Source organism: Rhizobium sp. 05N430 (assembly GCF_056396985.1).
The window spans coordinates 257,888-277,796 of sequence record NZ_JBFTMO010000007.1 but is presented as its reverse complement, the minus strand read 5'-3'; the positions used below and the strand labels follow the sequence as shown (position 1 = coordinate 277,796).

General features: G+C 64.4%; 23 protein-coding genes. 14 read left to right on the top strand and 9 right to left on the bottom strand.

What is annotated here, in order from left to right:
- Positions 1 to 168 precede the first annotated feature (168 nt).
- Positions 169 to 2,307, bottom strand: coding sequence for a transglycosylase domain-containing protein (locus AC1DJO_RS17240; RefSeq protein WP_310297681.1), 2,139 nt, complete (start codon positions 2,305 to 2,307; stop codon positions 169 to 171).
- Positions 2,308 to 2,494: 187 nt separating this feature from the next.
- On the opposite strand from AC1DJO_RS17240, the gene AC1DJO_RS17235 reads away from it, so the two are divergent.
- Positions 2,495 to 2,971 carry a YcgN family cysteine cluster protein gene (locus AC1DJO_RS17235; RefSeq protein WP_477972029.1) on the top strand — a complete coding sequence of 159 codons (477 nt, stop codon included), beginning with the start codon at positions 2,495 to 2,497 and terminating at the stop codon, positions 2,969 to 2,971.
- Between the two features lie 20 nt (positions 2,972 to 2,991).
- Here the strand turns inward: AC1DJO_RS17235 and ampC are convergent, their stop codons facing one another.
- Together ampC and AC1DJO_RS17225 are read right to left on the bottom strand one after the other, a co-directional pair.
- Positions 2,992 to 4,143 carry a class C beta-lactamase gene (ampC, locus tag AC1DJO_RS17230; RefSeq protein WP_477972027.1) on the bottom strand — a complete coding sequence of 384 codons (1,152 nt, stop codon included), beginning with the start codon at positions 4,141 to 4,143 and terminating at the stop codon, positions 2,992 to 2,994.
- 130 nt (positions 4,144 to 4,273) lie between these two features.
- Positions 4,274 to 5,161, bottom strand: coding sequence for a LysR family transcriptional regulator (locus AC1DJO_RS17225; RefSeq protein WP_477971978.1), 888 nt, complete (start codon positions 5,159 to 5,161; stop codon positions 4,274 to 4,276).
- Positions 5,162 to 5,302: 141 nt separating this feature from the next.
- Here AC1DJO_RS17225 and AC1DJO_RS17220 point away from each other — a divergent pair, with 141 nt between their 5' ends.
- Complete coding sequence (locus AC1DJO_RS17220; protein ID WP_477971976.1) at positions 5,303 to 6,745, top strand: MFS transporter; 1,443 nt, start codon at positions 5,303 to 5,305, stop codon at positions 6,743 to 6,745.
- Between the two features lie 3 nt (positions 6,746 to 6,748).
- Here AC1DJO_RS17220 and AC1DJO_RS17215 read toward each other — a convergent pair whose 3' ends face one another.
- Positions 6,749 to 7,321, bottom strand: coding sequence for a TetR family transcriptional regulator (locus tag AC1DJO_RS17215; protein ID WP_477971974.1), 573 nt, complete (start codon positions 7,319 to 7,321; stop codon positions 6,749 to 6,751).
- A gap of 107 nt (positions 7,322 to 7,428) precedes the next feature.
- Here AC1DJO_RS17215 and AC1DJO_RS17210 point away from each other — a divergent pair, with 107 nt between their 5' ends.
- Positions 7,429 to 8,343: an SDR family oxidoreductase gene (locus tag AC1DJO_RS17210; protein WP_477971972.1), complete on the top strand. Its 915-nt coding sequence runs from the start codon at positions 7,429 to 7,431 to the stop codon at positions 8,341 to 8,343.
- A 3-nt stretch (positions 8,344 to 8,346) separates the two neighbouring features.
- Here the strand turns inward: AC1DJO_RS17210 and AC1DJO_RS17205 are convergent, their stop codons facing one another.
- The 4 genes from AC1DJO_RS17205 to AC1DJO_RS17190 all read right to left on the bottom strand — a co-directional run bounded on the left by AC1DJO_RS17205 (position 8,347) and on the right by AC1DJO_RS17190 (position 10,839).
- Positions 8,347 to 8,790: a PIN domain-containing protein gene (locus tag AC1DJO_RS17205; RefSeq protein ID WP_477971970.1), complete on the bottom strand. Its 444-nt coding sequence runs from the start codon at positions 8,788 to 8,790 to the stop codon at positions 8,347 to 8,349.
- The gene (locus AC1DJO_RS17200) at positions 8,787 to 9,041 is read right to left on the bottom strand and encodes a type II toxin-antitoxin system Phd/YefM family antitoxin (protein WP_477971968.1); all 255 of its coding nucleotides are present in this window, start codon (positions 9,039 to 9,041) and stop codon (positions 8,787 to 8,789) included. The genes AC1DJO_RS17205 and AC1DJO_RS17200 overlap by 4 nt, the downstream gene beginning before the upstream one ends.
- A gap of 62 nt (positions 9,042 to 9,103) precedes the next feature.
- Positions 9,104 to 9,436 carry an MmcQ/YjbR family DNA-binding protein gene (locus AC1DJO_RS17195; protein ID WP_477971966.1) on the bottom strand — a complete coding sequence of 111 codons (333 nt, stop codon included), beginning with the start codon at positions 9,434 to 9,436 and terminating at the stop codon, positions 9,104 to 9,106.
- Between the two features lie 44 nt (positions 9,437 to 9,480).
- Entirely contained in the window at positions 9,481 to 10,839 is a 1,359-nt protein-coding gene (locus AC1DJO_RS17190) for an HD-GYP domain-containing protein (protein ID WP_477971964.1), read from the bottom strand.
- Positions 10,840 to 11,388: 549 nt separating this feature from the next.
- Between AC1DJO_RS17190 and AC1DJO_RS17185 the strand changes: the two genes are divergently transcribed.
- Both AC1DJO_RS17185 and AC1DJO_RS17180 read left to right on the top strand, forming a co-directional pair.
- Complete coding sequence (locus AC1DJO_RS17185) at positions 11,389 to 12,087, top strand: hypothetical protein (protein ID WP_477971962.1); 699 nt, start codon at positions 11,389 to 11,391, stop codon at positions 12,085 to 12,087.
- Positions 12,020 to 13,528 carry a DNA-packaging protein gene (locus AC1DJO_RS17180; protein WP_477971960.1) on the top strand — a complete coding sequence of 503 codons (1,509 nt, stop codon included), beginning with the start codon at positions 12,020 to 12,022 and terminating at the stop codon, positions 13,526 to 13,528. Before AC1DJO_RS17185 ends, AC1DJO_RS17180 begins: the two co-directional genes overlap by 68 nt.
- 33 nt (positions 13,529 to 13,561) lie before the next feature.
- Here AC1DJO_RS17180 and AC1DJO_RS17175 read toward each other — a convergent pair whose 3' ends face one another.
- Complete coding sequence (locus AC1DJO_RS17175; RefSeq protein WP_442208846.1) at positions 13,562 to 13,690, bottom strand: hypothetical protein; 129 nt, start codon at positions 13,688 to 13,690, stop codon at positions 13,562 to 13,564.
- A gap of 141 nt (positions 13,691 to 13,831) precedes the next feature.
- Between AC1DJO_RS17175 and AC1DJO_RS17170 the strand changes: the two genes are divergently transcribed.
- From AC1DJO_RS17170 to AC1DJO_RS17130, 9 genes are all read left to right on the top strand, one after another.
- Positions 13,832 to 14,503 carry a hypothetical protein gene (locus tag AC1DJO_RS17170; protein ID WP_477971958.1) on the top strand — a complete coding sequence of 224 codons (672 nt, stop codon included), beginning with the start codon at positions 13,832 to 13,834 and terminating at the stop codon, positions 14,501 to 14,503.
- 23 nt (positions 14,504 to 14,526) lie between these two features.
- Entirely contained in the window at positions 14,527 to 14,835 is a 309-nt protein-coding gene (locus AC1DJO_RS17165; RefSeq protein ID WP_477971956.1) for a Dabb family protein, read from the top strand.
- A gap of 202 nt (positions 14,836 to 15,037) precedes the next feature.
- Complete coding sequence (locus AC1DJO_RS17160) at positions 15,038 to 16,195, top strand: phage portal protein (protein WP_477971954.1); 1,158 nt, start codon at positions 15,038 to 15,040, stop codon at positions 16,193 to 16,195.
- A gap of 57 nt (positions 16,196 to 16,252) precedes the next feature.
- On the top strand, positions 16,253 to 16,513 hold the full coding sequence (locus AC1DJO_RS17155; RefSeq protein ID WP_112390964.1) for a CopG family ribbon-helix-helix protein: 261 nt from the start codon (positions 16,253 to 16,255) through the stop codon (positions 16,511 to 16,513).
- Positions 16,514 to 16,831 carry a type II toxin-antitoxin system RelE/ParE family toxin gene (locus AC1DJO_RS17150; protein ID WP_477971952.1) on the top strand — a complete coding sequence of 106 codons (318 nt, stop codon included), beginning with the start codon at positions 16,514 to 16,516 and terminating at the stop codon, positions 16,829 to 16,831. It begins immediately after the preceding gene.
- Positions 16,828 to 17,403: an alpha-ketoglutarate-dependent dioxygenase AlkB gene (locus AC1DJO_RS17145; RefSeq protein WP_477971950.1), complete on the top strand. Its 576-nt coding sequence runs from the start codon at positions 16,828 to 16,830 to the stop codon at positions 17,401 to 17,403. The genes AC1DJO_RS17150 and AC1DJO_RS17145 overlap by 4 nt, the downstream gene beginning before the upstream one ends.
- Positions 17,404 to 17,581: 178 nt before the next feature.
- On the top strand, positions 17,582 to 17,899 hold the full coding sequence (locus AC1DJO_RS17140) for a DUF6107 family protein (RefSeq protein ID WP_477971948.1): 318 nt from the start codon (positions 17,582 to 17,584) through the stop codon (positions 17,897 to 17,899).
- A gap of 156 nt (positions 17,900 to 18,055) precedes the next feature.
- On the top strand, positions 18,056 to 18,622 hold the full coding sequence (locus AC1DJO_RS17135; RefSeq protein ID WP_112390960.1) for an HK97 family phage prohead protease: 567 nt from the start codon (positions 18,056 to 18,058) through the stop codon (positions 18,620 to 18,622).
- Between the two features lie 9 nt (positions 18,623 to 18,631).
- Complete coding sequence (locus tag AC1DJO_RS17130; protein WP_477971946.1) at positions 18,632 to 19,885, top strand: phage major capsid protein; 1,254 nt, start codon at positions 18,632 to 18,634, stop codon at positions 19,883 to 19,885.
- Positions 19,886 to 19,909: the final 24 nt, after the last annotated feature.

The window sequence follows — 19,909 nt, the reverse complement described above, 5'->3', positions numbered from 1 at the left end:
GGTTAGCATTGATTCTGGCGGGGTGGAATGGTGGAGGGGCGGTGAGGGTTCTTTTCGGCGGACGCTGACGAGAGTCTTCCGCCGCGCGGACGCACTTCGACTGGATTCCTGTGACGAGCACAGGAACGAGGAAAGCGGGCGGTGCAGCCTTGGCGCTTCGCCACGCCCTCACTCCACACTCGCCACCTTCTGCGCTTCCAGCGGCGCCGCGTCCTTCAGCTTTTCGCCGAGGTCCTTGAGGATCTTCGTGCTTTCGGCTGACAGCATGCGCGGGCGCACCAGCTGGGGTATGCCGTCGGCGGGTTTGGCGGCGGCGGTCTTGGCGGCGTCCTTGGGGGAGGGCAGCGGGTTTTCGATGCCGGGGATGGCGCGCAGCACGACGCCCTGGTGGGCGTAGTCCATGGCGCGCTTGAAGGTCATCGCCGGCAGCGAGCCGCCGGTCATGTTGTTGGTCGAGGTATAGTCGTCGTTGCCGAACCAGACGGCGGTCGTGTAATTGCCGGTGAAGCCGACGAACCAGGCGTCGCGATAGGCCTGGGTCGTCCCCGTCTTGCCGGCGGTGACGATGCCGTTGTCGAGCGCTGCCTTGCGGGCGGTGCCGACATAGGGGATGCGGCTCAGCATCTGGTTCATTTCGTCATCGGCCTTTTCGGACAGCACCCGCTTGGCCGGCGGCTCGTCGCGGTCGAAGTCGTAGAGCACGTCGCCGTCGTAATCGAGGATCTGGGTGATGCCGTGGCGCCGCGACTGATAGCCGCCCGCCGGAAACACCGCATAGGCCGTTGCCTGATCGAGCACGGTCACCTCCGAGGTGCCGATCGGGATCGTCACGTCGTCACGCACCGGCGATTCCACGCCCATCGCTTTCGCCATGGCGCGGATCGGCTGGATGCCGAGCTTTTCCTTGGCGAGACGCACCGGAATGGTGTTGATCGACTGGGCGATCGCCGTTTCCAGCGTCACCCGTCCGGCATAGCGGTTTTCGTAATTGTGCGGGCTCCAGTTGCCCCAGGAGATCGGCGCGTCGATGATCGTCGTCTTCGGCGTCATGCCGCTCTCCATGGCCACCGAATAGGTGTAGACCTTGAAAGAGGAGCCCGGTTGGCGCAGCGCCTTGGTGGCCCGGTTGAACTGGCTTTCGCCATAATCCCGGCCGCCGACCATGGCGCGCACGGCGCCGCCGTTTTCGATCATCACCATCGCGCCCTGCTTGGCATGATAGCTCTCGCCATATTCGCGCAGCGACGTCTCGACCGAATCCTCGGCCGCCTGCTGGATGCCCATGTCGATGGTGGTGCGCACAACCAGCGAATGCTGGTGGAAGCGCGAGGCCAGCCGCTGCACCTCGTCGAAGGCCCAGTCGAGGAAGAAATCGGGCGCCTCCTGCTCGTTGCGGTCGATGGCGGTGGCCGGATTGCGCCGCGCTGCAATCACCTGTCCCTCGGTCATCAGCCCGCTCTGCACGAGATTGGTCAGCACCTCGTTGGCACGGGCGCGCGCCGCCGGAAGGTTGACATGCGGGGCGTATTTCGCCGGCGCCTTGAAGAGACCGGCGAGCATGGCGCTTTCGGCGAGGTTCACATCGGTGATGCTCTTGCCGAAATAGAATTGCGAGGCCGCCGCTGCACCGAACGTACCGCCGCCCATATAGGCGCGGTCGAGATAGGTGGAGAGGATTTCCTTCTTGGAGAGATTGGCCTCCAGCCACAGCGCCAGGAAGGCTTCGGTGATCTTGCGGTCGATCGAGCGCTCGTTGGAGAGGAACAGGTTCTTCGCCAGCTGCTGCGTCAGCGTCGAGCCGCCCTGGACGACTTCGCCGGCCTGCGCATTGGTGACCAGCGCGCGGAACAGGCCGATGACGTCGATGCCGAAATGGTCGAAGAAGCGGCGGTCTTCGGTCGCCAGCACCGACTTGATCAGGCTGTCGGGCAGCTCGTCGATCGGCACCGAGTTCTGGTGGATGACGCCGCGATGGCCGATGACATTGCCGTAGCGGTCGGTGAAGGTGACGGCGAAATCGCCGCGGTTGCGCCAGTCTTCCTTGGTCGCCTCGAAGGCGGGCTGGGCCAGCGCCAGCATCAGCACGGCGCCGACGGAGCCGAGCGTCAGGCCTTCGCCGCCGAGTTCGAAGACGATGCGCTTCCAGCCGCGAACGCGGAAGCGGCGGAAGAAGATGGTGATGTCTTCCCATATTTCGGCAGAGCGGAAACCGGCGTTCCAGACCGTCGAATCGATCCAGGAATCGATCTTCAGCAGAAGGTGCCTGCTCTTCTTCGGCTTCTTTTCCGGAGTATCAGGATCCTGCACGTTCTTCACTTCCCGCCCGATCGCGCTTGACGGCTGGCCCCCCAGGCGTCAGAGCAACAGCCTCATTCGGCATTGCGCTCTTCGATAAACGAAGCATGCTGAATGTTTGATTGATTTGCCCGGTGATAACAAGAGACGCAGCCTGCCTCACGCGAATTTGCGGGGCCGCTGTTGCAGAAACGAAATGATGGAAGACACACCCTTCTGGAAGCGCAAGACGCTACCCGAGATGACGAAGGCAGAATGGGAAAGCATCTGCGACGGATGCGGCCTCTGTTGTCTCAACAAGCTCGAGGAGTGGGACTCGGGCGACATCTACTTCACCTCGGTTGCCTGCAAGCTTCTGGATGGCGAGAGCTGTCGGTGCTCGAACTATGAGAAGCGCTGGGACTTCGTGCCCGATTGCGTGCAGCTCACCAAGGAAAACGTTCCTGAGATCGCCTGGCTGCCGCCGACCTGCGGCTACCGGCTGATCAACGAGGGCGACGACCTCTACTGGTGGCACCCGCTGGTCTCGGGCGACCCCGAGACCGTGCACCAGGCCGGCATCTCCGCCAGGGGGCGGACGATCAGCGAGACGGAGATCGATCCCGAGGCGCTGGAGGATTACGTGGTGGACTGGCCGCTGACGGTGGGCGAGACGGCAAAGGAGCGGCCGGAATAGGCTCCGGCCGCACCGCTTTTCTATTTGGCCGTATAAGGCTTTAGCGCTTCGAGCAGTTTCAGCCCCGCTTCTGCGCGCGCCGTGTTGGGATAGTTGCGGTTGGCGATCACCACGAGCGCCGTCCGGGTCTTGGGGACCAGCATGACATAGGTGCCGAAGCCGTTGGTTGCGCCTGTCTTGTTGAGCAGGACAGCGTTTTGGGGCTCAAGCGGCTTTGCCAGTTGCTTCACCGGCTGGCTGTTCATGACCATCTCAGGGGCATTGCCTGCCAAGAGACGGTCGAGCTTCACCGGCCACGGATATTGCTCCCAGATCATGTCCTGCGTGAACGAGGCGGTTTCGAAATAGCCGGTATGGGTCTTGCGGATCGCCGCGGCGAGATCAGGGGCGAGGGCGGCCTGATCAAGGTTCAGTTCGAGCATGTGCAGCATGTCGCGCGGCGTCGATTTGATGCCGTAGGCTTCCTCGTCGAGAACGCCCGGGTTAACGCGGATCGGGCGGTTATCCTTGGAGTAGCCGAAGGCGTAGCGGTCTGCGGCGGTTTCGGGAACAGAGATGAAGGTGCTCTTCAGGCCGAGCGCCGGGAAGAGGTCTTTTTCCGCCGCCTGCCTGTAGCTGCCTTCGAGACGCTGGCCGGCGATGCGGCCGAGCAGGCCGATGCTGACATTCGAATAGGAGCGCATCGTGCCCGGCTTATAGGGTGGCTTCCAGCTCTTGAGATAGGCCGTCAGCTCCGCGTCGTTGGTGACGTTGTCAGGAACCTGCAGCGGCAGGCCGCCTGATGTGTGGGTGGCGAGATTGACGAGGGTGATCTTGTCGAAAGCGCTGCCCTTCAGCTCCGGCAGATAGGTGGAAACAGGTTGCGAAAGCGAAACTACACCGCGCTGTTCGGCGAGCGCTGCCAGCGTCACATTAAAAATTTTACTGACCGAGCCGAGCTCGAAGATCGTATCAGGCGTGACTGGCGTCTTCGCCTCGCGCGAGGCCTCGCCATAGCTGTAATAGAACTGCTTTCCGTTGACCGAAACGCCGATGGCGAGCCCAGGAATATCAAATTGCTTGATGATGGGCTGGAAAGCGTCGTCTGCCAGCGTCTGAAAGGCTTTGTCCGTCAATTCCGCGGCATGAAGCGGGGTTGCCGATAGGGAAAGTACAATAAGGCAGTGTCTCATATTCACGGGGCGCTCCTTGATATGCGCCGGCAAAATGGGCCGGCACGCGGTCGATAGCGCGGCCGGGCGCATCGTCACAAACGATAAGAACTCGCAGGAGACCCTAGATAAATTTGGGCATGTGTCGCCGTCAGGCGCAGATCTCGCGAACGCAGCCGCGCAGCCAGCGATGCGCCGGATCGGCATCCATCCTGGGATGCCAGAGCAGCGAGATGGTGATCTCCGGCGCTGCGAAGGGAAGCGCGAAGCTGTGGAGACCGGCGCGCAGGTTGCCGGTATAGCGCTCGGGCACGCTGGCGATCAGATCCGAGGCGCGCGCCAGTGCCAGTGCTTCGGAAAAGCTGCCGACGGCGGTGACGATCTCGCGTGCCAGCCCGGTCGCCCGGAGCGCCGTATCGACCGGTCCGCCCTCCAGCCCGCGGCGGGAAATCTGGATATGGCGGCCTGCCGTATAGCGGGCGGCGGTCATCGCACCTTTCGCAAGCGGGTGATCCGCCCCGACGACGCCGATGAAGCGATCGTGAAACAATGCCTGGGCGCGGATTTCCGGGCCGGTCGTCTCGCCGATGACGCCGGTTTCGAGATCGGCCTCGCCACCGCGCAGGGAGGCGCTGTCCTTGTCCTGCTTCGGCAGGAAGCGCAGCCGGACGCCGGGCGCGCGCTCTGCGGCGAGGCGGATCAGGGCCGGGCCGAAATTCTCGACGAAACCATCGCGGTTACGCAGCACGAAGGTGCGCTTGAGCTGCGACAGGTCGAAGGCTTCGGCCGGCCGCAGCAGCGTCTCGGCCTCTTCACGCAGATGGCTGACCCGCTCGCGCAGCTCGAGCGCCCGCGGCGTCGGCACCAGACCGCGCCCGGCGCGCACGAGAAGCGGATCACCGACGGTTTCGCGAAGCCGCGCCAGCGCCCGGCTCATCGCCGAAGGGCTGAGCCGCAGCCGCCGGGCGGCACGCGCCACGCTGCCTTCGGCCAGCAGAACATCGAGCGTATAGAGGAGGTTGAGATCAGGCTTGGTCATGGTGCCTCCGGTTGGCGATCGCGATGATATGGCGTTTTGTGCACGAATGAAATGCAAATGATGCGCATTCCGCCACACATCTGGTGGCACTAGGCTTCTCTCGGTTGCTCTTCATGAGCATTTGAGAACGGAGTGCTTCGCATGACCATCCCCCTTCGACCCGCCACCTCCGATGCGGCGCCAATCGCGGCGCGGCCGGTGCGGGGAGCGCTGGCGAGCCTGTCGCTCGCGCTGCTTTTGTCCTCGCTCGGCACCAGCATTGCCAATGTCGRCCTGCCGGTGCTGGCGTCGGCGTTTTCAGCCAGTTTCCAGCAGGTTCAGTGGGTGGTGATCGCCTATCTGCTGGCGATGACGGCGCTGATCGTCAGCGCCGGACGGCTCGGCGACCTGATCGGGCGGCGCCGCCTGCTGATGGCGGGCATCCTGCTTTTCACCGCCGCATCGGCGCTTTGCGGACTGGCGCCGGCGCTCTGGGTTCTGATCGCCGCCCGGATGCTGCAGGGGCTGGGCGCAGCGGTGATGATGGCGCTTGCAATCGCCATGGTGGGCGAGGCGGTGCCGAAGGAAAAGACCGGCCGGGCGATGGGGCTGCTCGGGACCATGTCGGCGATCGGGACGGCGCTCGGCCCTTCGCTTGGCGGCGCGCTGATTGCGCTGGCCGGCTGGCGGGCGATCTTCGTCGTCACCGTGCCGCTAGGCTTGGTCGCCTTCCTGCTCGCCCGCCATTGCCTGCGGGACGGGGAGAAGAGCAATCCGGCGCCGCGCCAGGGCTTCGATCTGGCCGGTACGTTGCTTCTGGCACTGGTGCTGGTTGCCTATGCGCTGGCGATGACCATCGGCCGCGGCAGCTTCGGCATGTTGCAGGCCGGTCTACTGGCGGCGGCCGCGGCTGGAACGGGGGCGTTCCTGTTGGCCGAAGCGAGAGTAACGTCGCCGCTGTTTCGGCCAGTGATGCTGCGCGATCCGGTGCTGGCGCCGAGCCTTGCGATCAATCTCTGCGTGGCGACGGTGATGATGACGACGCTGGTGGTCGGGCCGTTCTACCTGTCGCGCGGCCTGGGGCTCGATACGGCGATGACGGGGGCGGTCATGTCGATCGGCCCGCTGATCTCGACGGTGAGCGGCATTCTGGCCGGGCGGATCGTCGATCGCTTCGGTGCCGGAAACATGGTGATAGCAGGGCTGGCGGCGATGGCAGCCGGGGCACTGACGCTCTGCGCTCTGCCGGGTCTTGCCGGCTACATTGCCGGGATCGCGGTGCTGACGCCGGGCTATCAGCTGTTTCAGGCGGCCAACAACACGATGGTGATGACCGGCGTGGCGGCGGGGCAGCGTGGCGTCATCTCCGGCATGCTGGGTCTCTCGCGCAATCTCGGCCTGATCACCGGCGCATCGGTGATGGGGGCGATCTTTGCCGCAGCGCTTGGCGGTGCGGATGCCGCGGCGGCGGCGCCGGATGCCATTGCAACAGGCATGCGGCTAACATTTGCCGTCGCGGCAGGCCTGGTCATCGCCGCCATCGCCATTGCCGGAGTGGCGCGGTTTGCCGGCGCGCGCCGTGCCGATGCGGCAGGCGGAATGTGACGATCAGGCTGGGGCCTTCAGATCAAGCGCGCCGAGAAACAGCCGCAGCTCCCGCTCCACATAATCGGCGGCACGGCCTTCGGCGGTGAAGCCCCACCAGAGCAGCGAGCCCTGCCATTGCGACAGCATCAGCCGGGCCGAGGTTGCGGGATCCGGCGAGGCGGAGAGGCATTCGGCGAGTGCCTCCGCCAGCGCCTTGGCCCAGGCTGCACCCCGGGCACGGAGCAGCGGATCGCGGAAATCTTCGCGCAGCACGAGGAGGCCTTGGGCATAGGCGGCAGCGTCCTCGCCGTAATCCTGCGACAGGCCGGCGAGCAGGGCGACGGCGCCGTCAGGGGACTTTTCCGAAGACGCGGCAAGCTTTGCGGTTTCGGCATCCAGCCCATCCCAGGCATGCATGAGTGCCGCCCGCAGCATCGCCGCCTTCGTGCCGAAGCGCTGGACGAGGGTGGAGCCGGAGAGGCCGCTGACCTTCGCCACCGCGCCGAAGCTGGCCGCATCCGGCCCCTCGGCATGGATGAGGGCGAGAACCATCTCCAGAAGCTGCTCGTCCTGAAGAGTGCGCGTGCGCGGCATTGCATTTCCTCTTGCGTTCGCCCTCAATATGAACGAACGTTCGTTTATAATCAATTGTCCGCTGGGAGATGCGGGCGGATTTTGGTTCTAGCGTGGAGGATTTGGTTATGACAGCGGATCTGACAGGAAAGGTGGCGCTGGTGGCCGGCGGAACGCGCGGCGCCGGGCGGGGGATTGCCGTCGAGCTTGGTGCTGCCGGGGCGACCGTCTATGTGACCGGCCGCTCGACACGAAAGCAGCGCTCGGAATACGACCGGCCGGAGACGATCGAGGAGACGGCGGAGATGGTGACGGCAGCGGGCGGCCGGGGGATCGCGCTGCGCGTCGATCATCTGGTGGCGTCTGAGGTTGAGGCGCTGGTGGGGCGGATCCGCACGGACGAGGGCAGGCTGGATATTCTCGTCAACGATATCTGGGGCGGCGAGAACCTGACGGAATGGGACAAGCCGGTCTGGGAACACTCGCTGGAAAACGGCCTGCGCATGCTGCGGCTGGCGATCGACACGCATTTCATCACTGCCCATTACGCCCTGCCGCTGCTGATCGAAAGGCCGGGCGGACTGCTGGTGGAGATGACCGACGGCACGGCCGAGTACAACGCCGCGCATTACCGGCTGAACCCCTATTACGACCTCGTCAAGACAGGCGTGATCCGCATGGCCTGGGCGCATGCCAAGGACCTGGAAAAGCACGGCTGCACCGCGGTTTCGCTGACGCCCGGCTGGATGCGCTCCGAGATGATGCTGGAGATTTTCGGGGTGACCGAGGAGACCTGGCGGGAAAGTACAATCGCGCCGCCGCATTTCGTCATCTCCGAAACCCCACGTTTCGTGGGGCGCGCAGTGGCGGCCCTGGCTGCCGATAGCGACAAGGCGCGGTTCAACGGACAGTCGCTGTCGAGCGGCGGGCTGGCGAAGGTCTATGGCTTCGATGATGTGGATGGATCGCGGCCGGATTGCTGGCGGTATATGGACGAGGTGGTGGAAACGGGGAAATCGGCGGATGCGGCGGGGTACCGGTGACGGTCAGGTTGCATCCTGCGGATCGAGCAGGTTGATCTCGGGAAAGGCTGAGAAGTGCCTGGTATTCCGGGTGACGACGGTCAATTGATGCAGCTTGGCGGTTCCGGCGATCAGGGCGTCGGCCATTCCCGGGTTATGGCCGTTTCTCTGGGCGGCTGCCTCCAGCGCGCCGGAGGCCAAGGCAACTTTGGCATCGACGGCGAGAATTCTGTCGCCGAACGTCTCCTCCAGCGAGGCAAGCCATGCACGGTAGCCATCGGCTTTTGCGGTTGCACCCTTGCCGATCAACAGATGGATGCCGCGCTCGACCTCGTGGACGGTGACGGCGGACAGGAACAACCGGTCGTGGCGATCCTGCGCGTCCAGCCAGCGGCTGAAACGCGGCGGACCGCGGCGGCCGGGCGAGAGCAGCGAGATGGCATCGGTATCCAGCAGATAGCCGTTCAAAGCTCGATATCCCGCGAGGGGCTGCTGTCGCGTTCAAAGACGGCGTCATCGCCCGGGAATGTCTGAAGGAAGGCGGAAAAGCTCGGGCGGTTCGGCCGCATGGCAGCCTTCGCGACTTCGGCGGCTTCCACACTGACAAGCACGGCAGTCGGCTTGCCATGGCGGGTGATGGTGATGAACTCACCATGAAGCGCCGCTTCGACGTAGTCTGAAAATCCTGCTTTCGCATCTTTAAGGCTGATGGTCGTCATCTCGATGGCCTCAAGTGGTCATATATGACCAATTTAGCGCGTACGATGACGCGCTGCAAGCCCTAGACACCTAGCAGCCCATGCAACCCCTTCGGCGCCACGTTGCGCCAGGCCTTGCGCACGAGGTCTTCGGTCAGCGCATCGCTGGCGAGCATGTGGTAGAGGCGGGTTGAGCCGCGTTCGCCCCAGCCGCCGGGGACAGGAAGCGTCTCGTCCGGGGCGATTTCGAGGGTGAGTTTCTGCTGGTCGGGTGTCAGGCGGACGACGCAATAATCCTGGTCGGGAAAGGTCAGGAAAATCTTGCCGCGCACGCGAAAATCGCGTGTGCCCATATGGGCGCTTTCGGCCGTTTCCGGCAGGGAAAGCGCGAAGGCTGCCAAGTGTTCCCGGTCCATGGCGGATTATAGCACGGCAGGGGTGGTGGCCGGAAGCGAGGCGGTCAGGCAGCCGCCTTCTTCTCGATGGCGGCGCGGTCGAGCGCCCGTTCCAGCGCCTCGATACAGACGGGATCGTGGCTCTGGCCGGCCCCTTCCCAGAGGATCGACAGCGCCTTCGAAATCGGCATTGCGGACCGGTAGGGGCGGTCGGCGGTGAGCGCGTCGAAGACATCGGCGGTCGAGACGATGCGCACTTCCATCGGGATGGCTTCGGCGGTCAACCCGCGCGGATAGCCCTTGCCGTCGAGCCGCTCGTGATGGGCGCCGCCGATAACAGCGGCATCCGAAAAGGCATGGATGCGCGACAGGATGAGCTCGGAAAATTCCGAATGGCGCTTCATCTGCACCCATTCCTCGCCCTCCAGCTTGCCCGGCTTGTCGAGCACCGAGTTGGACACGCCGAGCTTGCCGATATCGTGGAGCAGGGCGGCGCGCTTCAGGAAGCGGCGGCCTTCGGCATCTATGCCCATTTCCTCGGCGATCAGATCGGTGAACAGCGCGACGCGATCGCTATGGCCAGACGTATAGGGGCTTTTCGCGTCGATGACCTTGGCGAAGGCGGCGGCGATATCGTCGAGATAATTGTCGTCGGCCATGATTGCCTGCTGGCCGGGCTCGCTGCTCAGCACGACCTCTTCCAGCTGATCGGACGCGAGCACCTGCCAGAAGTCAGGGCGGGCGGCAACGCGGGCAAAGGCGGCGCAAAGATCGGGATCGAACCAGGTGCCGGACCGTTTGGCGATCTCGGTCTTCGAGGCCTCCTGGCCGCCGCTCGCCTGGAAGATATCGGCGATCTGCGAGAGCAGCGCGATGCGCGAGAACAGCGGGATTTCGCCGCCGGACAGGCCGATCGGCCGGCCGCCGCCGTTCCAGTGTTCGTCGAGGCCAAGGATGCCGTTGGCGACATCTTCGGAGAACCGCATCATCCGGGCGATCTCGGCGCCGCGCTGGCAGCGCGTCTGGATCAGGTCGGTGACGATCTCGCCGCCATTCTGCAGGATATTCAGGATACCGCGGAAACGTTCAGCAAGGCCTGCCTGCATGCCGGTATGGCCGATGACGAAGCGCAGCACCTGGCCGAGACTGCCATCGACGAGCTTGAAGTCCCGCTTGAAGGCGAGATCGTCGGCCAGATAGATCTCGCAGATGCGCGCCGCATTGCTGCTGCAACCAAGGTCTTTCAGGAGCAGCGTGTAATAGAGATCCTGCAGGGCGCTGTCGGGCAGGCCGAGTTCGCGGCCGATATGGGTGCCGATATAGCAGGCGCGGATGCAATGGCCGGGCGGCTGCCCCTCCGTCAGATCGAGGGCCTTGCTGAGCGCTTCGATTATTTCCGCAAGCCGGATGTGGATGCCGCTCATGATGGTGCCGCCTGAATAGGGTTCTGTTCAGTTGGCGCCGGGGGAGGTTGAGGAAGGGTTCAGGAAAGTGGTTAAGATGAGGGATTAGGTAATGAAATCAATATATTAGAATTGCATAATGAAGCTTTTGCGTGATTTTGAATTTTGAGATTATTTCAGATTGTAGGAAAATAATCCTTGACGGCGTGACGGTCGTTTGGTAGGGTTATGGCATAATCGGAAAGTTGCGGCTGCGGTGACGCAGCAGGCTTTCGTGGTTGCGACGCTCGGGGTTGTCCAGTGAATTGGCGACGCCTGCCGCTCCCCCATTCCTGTGGCCTTAGGGCTTTGCCCACGGGATGTCACAGGAATCCAGTGCGACCCGGTCTCGGGTCGCGGGAAACCTTTCTTTTTAAGGCGAAGAGTCATTCACCGCGCCGACGCGCGGTGGCTGGATTCCTGTGACGAGCACAGGAATGAGGGAGGCGGGTGGGATTCGCCTTCAGCTATGAGACTGGGCATTTGGTCCGGTCTTTTATGTCCGCAGTTTGAGCGGGGCGGAGATTTTCGATGATCGGTGAGGGTGTTGTGGCGGAGCTTTGCGGCTTCTGGCCGGAGAGGTGTGTCTATCCGGGCGCACAGTCTCTGGAGAGCGGCGGCTGGAGCGATGAGCGGGTGCGTGACGCGGTGGCCGCCTATCGGCTGGAGACCAAGTCGGAGGTGCTGCCGGGCGATGAGCTCCGGGTGATGCTGAACCAGATGACGGCGGAGATGCGGGAGCAGTTTGCCGCCTTCGTCGAGCTGCGCAGGGGCGCCGAAATTGCCGCTGACGGTGGCGACGAGGCGGCGGGCAAGCTGGCGCGGGCGGATCTGAAGGCGGCGGTCGATGCCATGGGGTTGATCGTCCGTACGCTGGAGAAGATCGACCAGCTGCAGCGCCAGCTTTCCCGCGACCGGGAAATCGAGATGGAAGGGCGCGAGCAGGCCGAAGGCTATGCGATGGCGAAGGGTCAGCTGCTGGAGATCATCGAGCAGCGCGCCGAGGAGAAGGCGGCTGTGATCGTTGCCGCCAGGATGAAGGAATTGCAGGCGGGCGGGGAGGCGAACCGGGATGACGGGATTTCCGCGGCCAGGGCAGACGGTGCGGATGGCCTCGGCGCGGCAGAAACGCCGGGCGGAGGAAAAGCGACTGAAGGTGGCGATGGCCGAGGTGTTGTCGGCGGCCGAGCGGCTGCACCGCGGCTTGGTGATGCTCGGCGCGGAGCATGAGGCAGCGCGGGAGACTATTGGTGCCGGGCGGCGGGCGGCTGCCGGTGTGAGCGGCAATGCGGAGATGCCTGCGTACCGCGCGGTGACCACGGCAGAGGCTTCCTCGGGCGGTTCTGACGGTGCTGTAGCCGCAAAAATGGAGACCTGGCCGATGGTACTCGATGCCGGTCTTTCGGCGCTGCAGAAACTCGATTGCATCGGCGAGCGGCTGATATCGGGCTTTCCCGCTGCACTCAGGGATTGGCAGCTGACGGGGCGGCTGGAGCAGATGGCGCCTGAGGGGGATTGGCGGACGTGGCTGCTGCTTGGCGGGCGCGGTTCCGGCAAGACGCGGGCTGGTGCCGAATGGGTGCATGCGCTGGCGAGTGCCGGGCAGCGCTCGGATTTGCGGATCGCGCTAGTGGCGGAGACGCTCGGCGATGCGCGCGAGGTGATGATCGACGGTATCTCCGGGATCTGCAGGATCGCCCGGCGAAACCGGCCGGAATTCGAGATTTCGAGGCGCCGGCTGGTCTGGCCGAATGGCGCGGTGGCGCAGGTGTTTTCTTCGGAAGATCCGGAGAGTTTGCGCGGGCCGCAGTTTCACATGGCCTGGTGCGACGAGCTGGCGAAATGGAAGCACGGGCAGGAGACCTTCGACATGCTGCAGTTCGGCCTGCGGCTGGGCGCAGCACCACGGCAGCTGGTGACGACGACGCCGCGGCCGGTGCCGCTGTTGAAGGCGTTGATTGCGGACGAGGGGACGCGGGTCGTGCGGATCAGCACGCTTGCCAATCGCGCCAATCTGGCGTCGGGTTTCATCGATGCCCTCTCGGCGCGCTATGGCGGCACGCGACTGGGGCGCCAGGAGCTTGATGGCGAGCTGATCGAGGACCGCGACGACGGGCTGTGGAAGCGCGGGCAGATCGAGGCGCTGGTGATCCGATTTACCGGGACGCTGCGGCGCATCGTCGTCGCGGTCGATCCGCCGGCGGCTGCCGGTCCCGCCTCCTGCTGCGGCATTGTTGTGGCCGGGATCGAGGCGTCGGGGCGGGCGGTGGTGCTGGCGGATTGCTCGGTCGAGGGGCAGAGCCCGGCGGGCTGGGCGGGCGCCGTGGTACGCGCCTATCAGCGCTTCGGCGCCGACCGGGTGATCGCCGAGATCAACCAAGGCGGCGATATGGTTTGCGCCATGCTGCGCAGCATCGATGCCTCACTGCCGGTTTCGACGGTGCGCGCGACGCGTGGAAAGTTTTTGCGGGCGGAGCCGGTGGCGGCCCTCTACGAGCAGGGGCGGGTTGCCCATGCCGGGCGCTTTACGGCGCTGGAGGACCAGATGTGTGATTTCGGCCCGGATGGGCTTTCGAACGGCCGCTCGCCCGACCGGCTGGATGCGCTGGTCTGGGCGCTGACGGCGCTGATGCTCGAAGGCGGCGGCGAACCGCGGGTCAGGGGTATATGACGCTTCGCCGCTCGCCTTTCGCGCCGCGGCGGTTTATCGCTGCTTCGGCGGCTCGGCCGGACGCGGTGGCTCGCGAGTCGGCCGGATCTGGCGCCACTCGTTTTCCATCTGGTCGACGAGGTGCTGGGGAATGGTGGTCTGGGTGTTGGCGGGCGTCTGCATCGGTCTCCTCTCCGGCTGCACAGGCAATATGAGGAATGCATGACACAGCTCAAATGGGCTGTAAATCAGGGGCTTAAACGCTTTAAACGATTGAAATTATTTTAATCGATTAGGGCCGGGACGATTTTCAGGGTTATCCACATGGACCGCAGGATTTTCTTCGACGAGGTGCGCGCCAGCCTGTTTAAGGGCACGCTGCAGCAGCCGCAGGTAGAGGGCATGAGCGCAATCCTCGACTATTGGCAGGCGCGCCATGCGGACGACGACCGGCGCTGGCTGGCCTATATCCTGGCAACCGCCTTTCACGAGACCGCCTACACGATGCAGCCGGTGCGCGAGACGCTGGCCGGAAGCGACGAAAAGGCGATCGAAATTCTCGACCGGGCCCATGCGGCTGGCAAGCTGTCCTGGGTCAAGACGGTCTACTGGCTGCCCGACGAGGACGGCAAGAGCTGGCTGGGGCGCGGGCTGGTGCAGCTGACGCACAAGCGGAACTACGAGGCGATGAGCCTTTTGACCGGCATCGATCTGGTGGCCGCGCCCGACCGGGCGATGGAGATGGCGGCGGCGGTGCAGATCCTCGTCGAGGGGATGATCGCAGGCAGCTTTACCAGGCACCGGCTGGCCGACCATCTGAACGGCGAAAAGGACGACTGGGTGAACGCCAGGCGCATCGTCAACGGTACAGACCGGGCGGAAAAGCTCGGCGATTACGGCAGGCTTTTCGATGCGGCCTTGCGCCGCGCGGAACCCGGCGGCCTCTGGCAGCGGTTGAAGGCCTGCCTTTCGCGTGTTATCGCCCGGCTCTCTTAAAGACCGAGCAAGGAGTGCGCCCCGTGATCCGCCATATCGTTTTCTTCACTGTGCCGGAAGAAAACCGCGAGGCGGTGCGCAAGGGCCTGTCGGTGCTGACAGGCATCCCGCATGCGCTGACGCTGGAGATCGGCGAGAACGTCAAGACCGATCAATGGGGCAACGCTGTTGATTTCGTCGTCTATGGCGAGTTTGCCGACGAGGCGGCACTGGCGGCCTACAAGGCGCATCCGGATTACGAGCTTTCGACAAACACGGTGAGGCCGCTGCGCGACACGCGGGTGGCGGCGGATTTCGATAGCGCGCGGGCGGTGAAGGTGCCGATGGGTTGATCTTCCCTTCTCCCCAGCGGGGAGAAGGTGCCCGAAGGGCGGATGAGGGGGGCTCCAGATGTGACGGGGCCTTTCGCTTGCCGCTCAAGGCACGTTTCGCTACGCTCGCCGTCCCCCTCATCTGCCCTGCCGGGCATCTTCTCCCCGCTGGGGAGAAGGGGGAGCCGTTGGAGCGCTAACCTTTCCAACAAGGGACATCATCATGAACATCCGGTCTTTCCTGCCGTGGGGCTTCACGGCGGGCCGTAATGCCGTGTCCGAAAAGAAGGCGGCTTCGGGGTTTCTGTCGCTGGCGGCGCAGGGGCAGGCGAGCTGGACGGGGCGGTCTTATGCGGCGTTGTCGCGCGAGGGGTTCATGAAGAACCCGGTGGCGCATCGCTGTGTCAGGCTGGTGTCGGAAGCGGCGGCATGCGTGCCGTTTCTGATCTACGAGGGCGAGCGGGAGCGGCCGGAGCATCCGGCGGCGGCACTGCTGCGCCAGCCGAATGGGCGGATGGGCGGGCCTGACTTTTTCGAGGCGCTCTACGGGCATCTGCTGCTCTCCGGCAATGCCTATCTCGAGCCGCTGATGGTGGGGGCGGCGCTGCGCGAGCTGCATCTGCTGAGACCCGACAGGATCAGCGTCGTCGAGGGGCGGGACGGGTGGCCGGAGGCTTACGACTACAGAGCCGGCGGATCGGTCCGGCGGTTTGCGGCGGAGGCCGAGGGGATGGCGCTGCTTCACCTGAAGCTCTTTCATCCGCTCGATGATCATCTGGGTTTTCCGCCGCTGGCGGCTGCGCAGGTGGCGCTCGATCTCTCCAATGCGGCGGCGACCTGGAACAAGGCGCTGCTCGACAATTCGGCCCGTCCTTCTGGAGCGCTTGTCTATCAGCCGAAGGAGGGCGGCAATCTTTCGCCCGATCAATATGAGCGGCTGCGCCAGGAGCTTGATGACGGTTATTCCGGGCCGATGCGCGCCGGGCGGCCGCTTCTCCTGGAAGGCGGGCTGGACTGGAAGGCGATGGGCCTGTCGCCGAAGGACATGGATTTCGTCGAGGCCCGCAATGGTGCGGCTCGCGACATCGCGCTCGCCTTCGGCGTGCCGCCGATGTTGCTCGGCATTCCCGGCGACAATACCTTTGCCAACTATCAGGAGGCCAACCGGGCTTTCTACCGCCTCACGGTGCTGCCGATGCTGACGCGGACGGCGGCTTCGCTTTCGGCCTGGCTGGCGGGAGCTTATGGCGATGGTCTGAGGCTGGAGCCGGATCTGGACAAGGTGGCGGGGCTCTCGGCCGAGCGCGGGGAGCTGTGGGCGCGCGTGGGGGCTGCGGGGTTTCTGACGGATGAGGAGAAGCGGGAGGCGGTGGGGTATTGAGATTGAGGCGCGCGGGGTAATTTGTTATACGTCGTATTACAAATTGGAGATGCCGCCATGCCGAAGCCTGTTCTTTCCGATCCGATCGCCCTGCGCCTTCCCGAGGACATGCTGAAGGATATCGAGACGATCGCCAAGGCGACGGATCGCACGCGCAGCTGGGTGATCGTGCGGGCGCTGAAATATTATCTGCAGGCGGAGGGGAAGGATGTTCTCGACGTGCTGCACGGCGAGGCACAGATCCGCGATGGCGAATTCGAGGATGCCGAGCGTCTGATGAACGAACTGGTCGCGGCATCGAGGCCTGACGCGGCTTAGATGAAAGTCATCATCTCCAAAGATGCTGCCGACTATCTCCGGCGCGAACGGGCCTATATCGCCGAGCACGATGCGCGAGCGGCAGAGAGCGTTATGCGCCAGATCCAGGCGGCGATCCGGACGCTTGGTGCTTATCCCAATGCGGGCGTGGCCGCTCTGCCGCTCGCCGGCCGGCGCCGGTTTGTCGTTGCACCCTATGTCATCGATTATAGTATCACGGAGCACGCTGTGTATATCGTTGCAGTCCGCCATGGACGGCAGAACGATACGAGCATGGAAATCGACGGCGACGGTGACTTCGAGGCGGGTGGCGAGTGACGGTTCAAGCGCGATTGCCTGTTGGCGCGACCTATGTGCCCGAGTTTTTCGGCGGCGAAGAGGCCGCATGGCTTGCTGCAGCGCTCGATGCCAGTCCCTGGGACACGACACTGAAGCGGCGGGTGCAGCATTTCGGTTACCGCTATGACTATCGGGCCCGGGCTGTGACCGGCGATGCCTATCTCGGGCCGCTGCCGGACTGGCTTTCTGGTGTCTGCCTGCGGCTTGCCGGTGAGGGTTATTTCGAACGTCTGCCGGATCAGGTGATCGCCAACGAATATCTGCCGGGGCAGGGGATTAGTGCGCATGTCGATTGCGTGCCGTGTTTCGCGGACCGGATCGCTTCGCTCAGCCTGCTTTCGGCCTGCGAGATGGTGTTCCGGCAGGCCGCAGACGGCGAGCGCTGCAGCCTGACGCTGGAGCCCGGGTCGCTGCTCGTGATGGAGGGCGCGGCGCGATATGACTGGACGCATGAGATACCGGCGCGGTCGGCCGATGTCGTCGACGGCGAGAAGCGGCCTCGCGGGCGGCGGATGTCGCTGACCTTTCGCAATGTGATCCGGAGCCTTTGAGCCGCCGGATACGGACGCGTTGAATCGGCGTGTGAAGCTGCTGATCCAGCCTTCTAGCAAGGTCTTGCAAGCGATTCATAAGATTCGTTGAAACGCGATTGGCGGCGACGCCGGTCCGCATTGGCCGTGGGCTTTTGTGGGCCATCCGCATGCGCATCCTCCACAGGGGAGTTTGACGATGGCTGACTTTTCCAATGATGGCGGGCTCTGGGCCAGCCGGGCGCTGGGGGCTTCGGCGGGGGCGGCGGTGTCGCTGATCTATCTTTTGCCGAAGAGCAGGCGGGAGGCAGCGAGCCGGTTCTTTTCGGGGCTCTCCTGCGGGCTGATCTTCGGCGGTCCCACGGGGATCTGGCTCGTGGAGCGGCTGGGGATCGCCGATCGTCTTTCTGCTTCCGAAGTCATGCTGTCCGGCTCGGCTGCGGCCAGCCTCTGCGCCTGGTGGGTGCTGGGGGTTTTGGCGCGGGTGGCGCGGCAGTGGCGAGCGAGTAGCGAATAGCGAATAGTTTTTGGGCTTGCGATCCGGCCGTGGCGGGCGGCATTCGCCGCTATTCGCTATTCGCTATTCGCTATTCGCTATTCGCTATTCGCTATTCGCTATTCGCCCACCGCTCCCCCGCCAGACATTTCACTTTCACAATCAGGAGCACCAACCATGACCGCATCGCTCATGGGCGCGGAGACGCGCAAGTTTGCCAATCTGGAACTGCGCCATCTCAAGCGCGACGGGACGTTTTCGGGTTATGCGAGCGTCTTCGGCGAGGTCGATCTCGGCAAGGACCAGGTGGAGCGCGGGGCGTTTCGCAAGTCGTTGTCCGAGCGTGGGGCGGAGGGGGTCAGGATGCTGTTTCAGCATGATCCTTCCGAGCCGATCGGCGCCTGGAAGACGATCCGTGAGGATAGCCGCGGGCTCTATGTCGAGGGCGTCTTGGCGGACGGTGTCGCACGCGCCGGCGAGGTGCGGCAGCTGATCAGGAACGGGGCGCTGGACGGGTTGTCAATCGGGTTCAGGACGGTCCGGGCGCGCACCGATGCCAAGAGCGGCGTCAGGCGGATATTGGAGGCGGATCTCTGGGAAATCTCGATCGTCACCTTTCCGATGCTGCCTTCGGCGCGGGTGCAGAACATCAAGAATGCGCGGTGGTTCCGCGACAAGGAGACCGAGCTCGTCCGCGCCATGCGCCGGGCGGCAAGGGCGATGCTGACCGAAACCTTCAGATAGGATCGACATATGACCGACATGACTGCGAAGACGGCGCCGGAGATCAAGGCGGTGCCGGAGACGATGACGGCTGCCTTCGACGACTTCATGGAGGCCTTCGAGGCTTTCAAGGAGGCCAACGACCGGCGCCTTGGCGAGATCGAGGCGAAGTTCACCGACGACGTCGTCACCCGCGACAAGATGGACCGCATCAACCGCGCCATGGACGAGCAGAAGAAGCTGCTTGACCACCTGGTGCTGAAGAAGGCGCGCCCGCCGCTGGGGCGTACCGGCGCCGGCGGGCCTGATACGGCCGAGCATAAGGCGGCCTTCGAAAACTATATCCGCCGCGGCGACGAGGCGGTGTTGCGCGAGATCGAGGCGAAGGCGATGTCATCGGGGACGGGCGCGGATGGCGGCTATCTGGTGCCGCCGGAGACCGATACCGAGATCGGCCGCAGGCTTTCGGTGGTTTCGCCGATCCGGGCGCTGGCGACGGTGCGGCAGGTTTCGGGATCGGTGCTGAAGAAGCCGTTCTCGACCTCCGGCATGGCATCCGGCTGGGTGTCGGAAACGGCGGCACGGCCGCAGACGGACAATGCCCAGCTTGCCGAACTGACCTTTCCGACCATGGAGCTCTACGCCATGCCGGCGGCGACCCAGGCGCTGCTCGACGACGCAGCCGTCGATATCGAGGCCTGGATCTCGGGCGAGGTCGATACCGTCTTTGCTGAGCAGGAGGGCACTGCCTTCGTCTCCGGCGACGGCACCAACAGGCCGAAGGGGTTTCTCGCCTATACGGCGGTGGCCGACAGCGGCTGGAGCTGGGGCAATCTCGGCTACATCCCGACCGGGGCTGCGGGCGCTTTCGCCTCCAGTGGCACTTCGGATGTGCTTGTCGATGCCGTCTATGCGCTGAAGGCCGGCTACCGGCAGAACGCCAATTTCGTGATGAACCGCAAGACGCAAGCGACGGTGCGCAAGCTGAAGGATGCCGACGGCCGCTACATGTGGCAGCCCCCGGCAACGGCCGGGCAGGCGGCGACGCTGATGGGCTTTCCGGTGGCCGAGGCCGAGGACATGCCGGATATTGCGGCCGGGGCGATGGCGATCGCCTTCGGGGATTTCCGGGCGGGGTATCTGGTGGTCGATCGCACCGGGGTCCGGGTGCTGCGTGATCCCTATTCGGCGAAGCCCTATGTGCTGTTTTACACGACGAAGCGTGTGGGCGGCGGGGTGCAGAACTTCGAGGCGATCAAGCTGGTGAAGTTTGGGGTGAGTTGAGTGGGGGTGAGTAGGGGGTAGTGA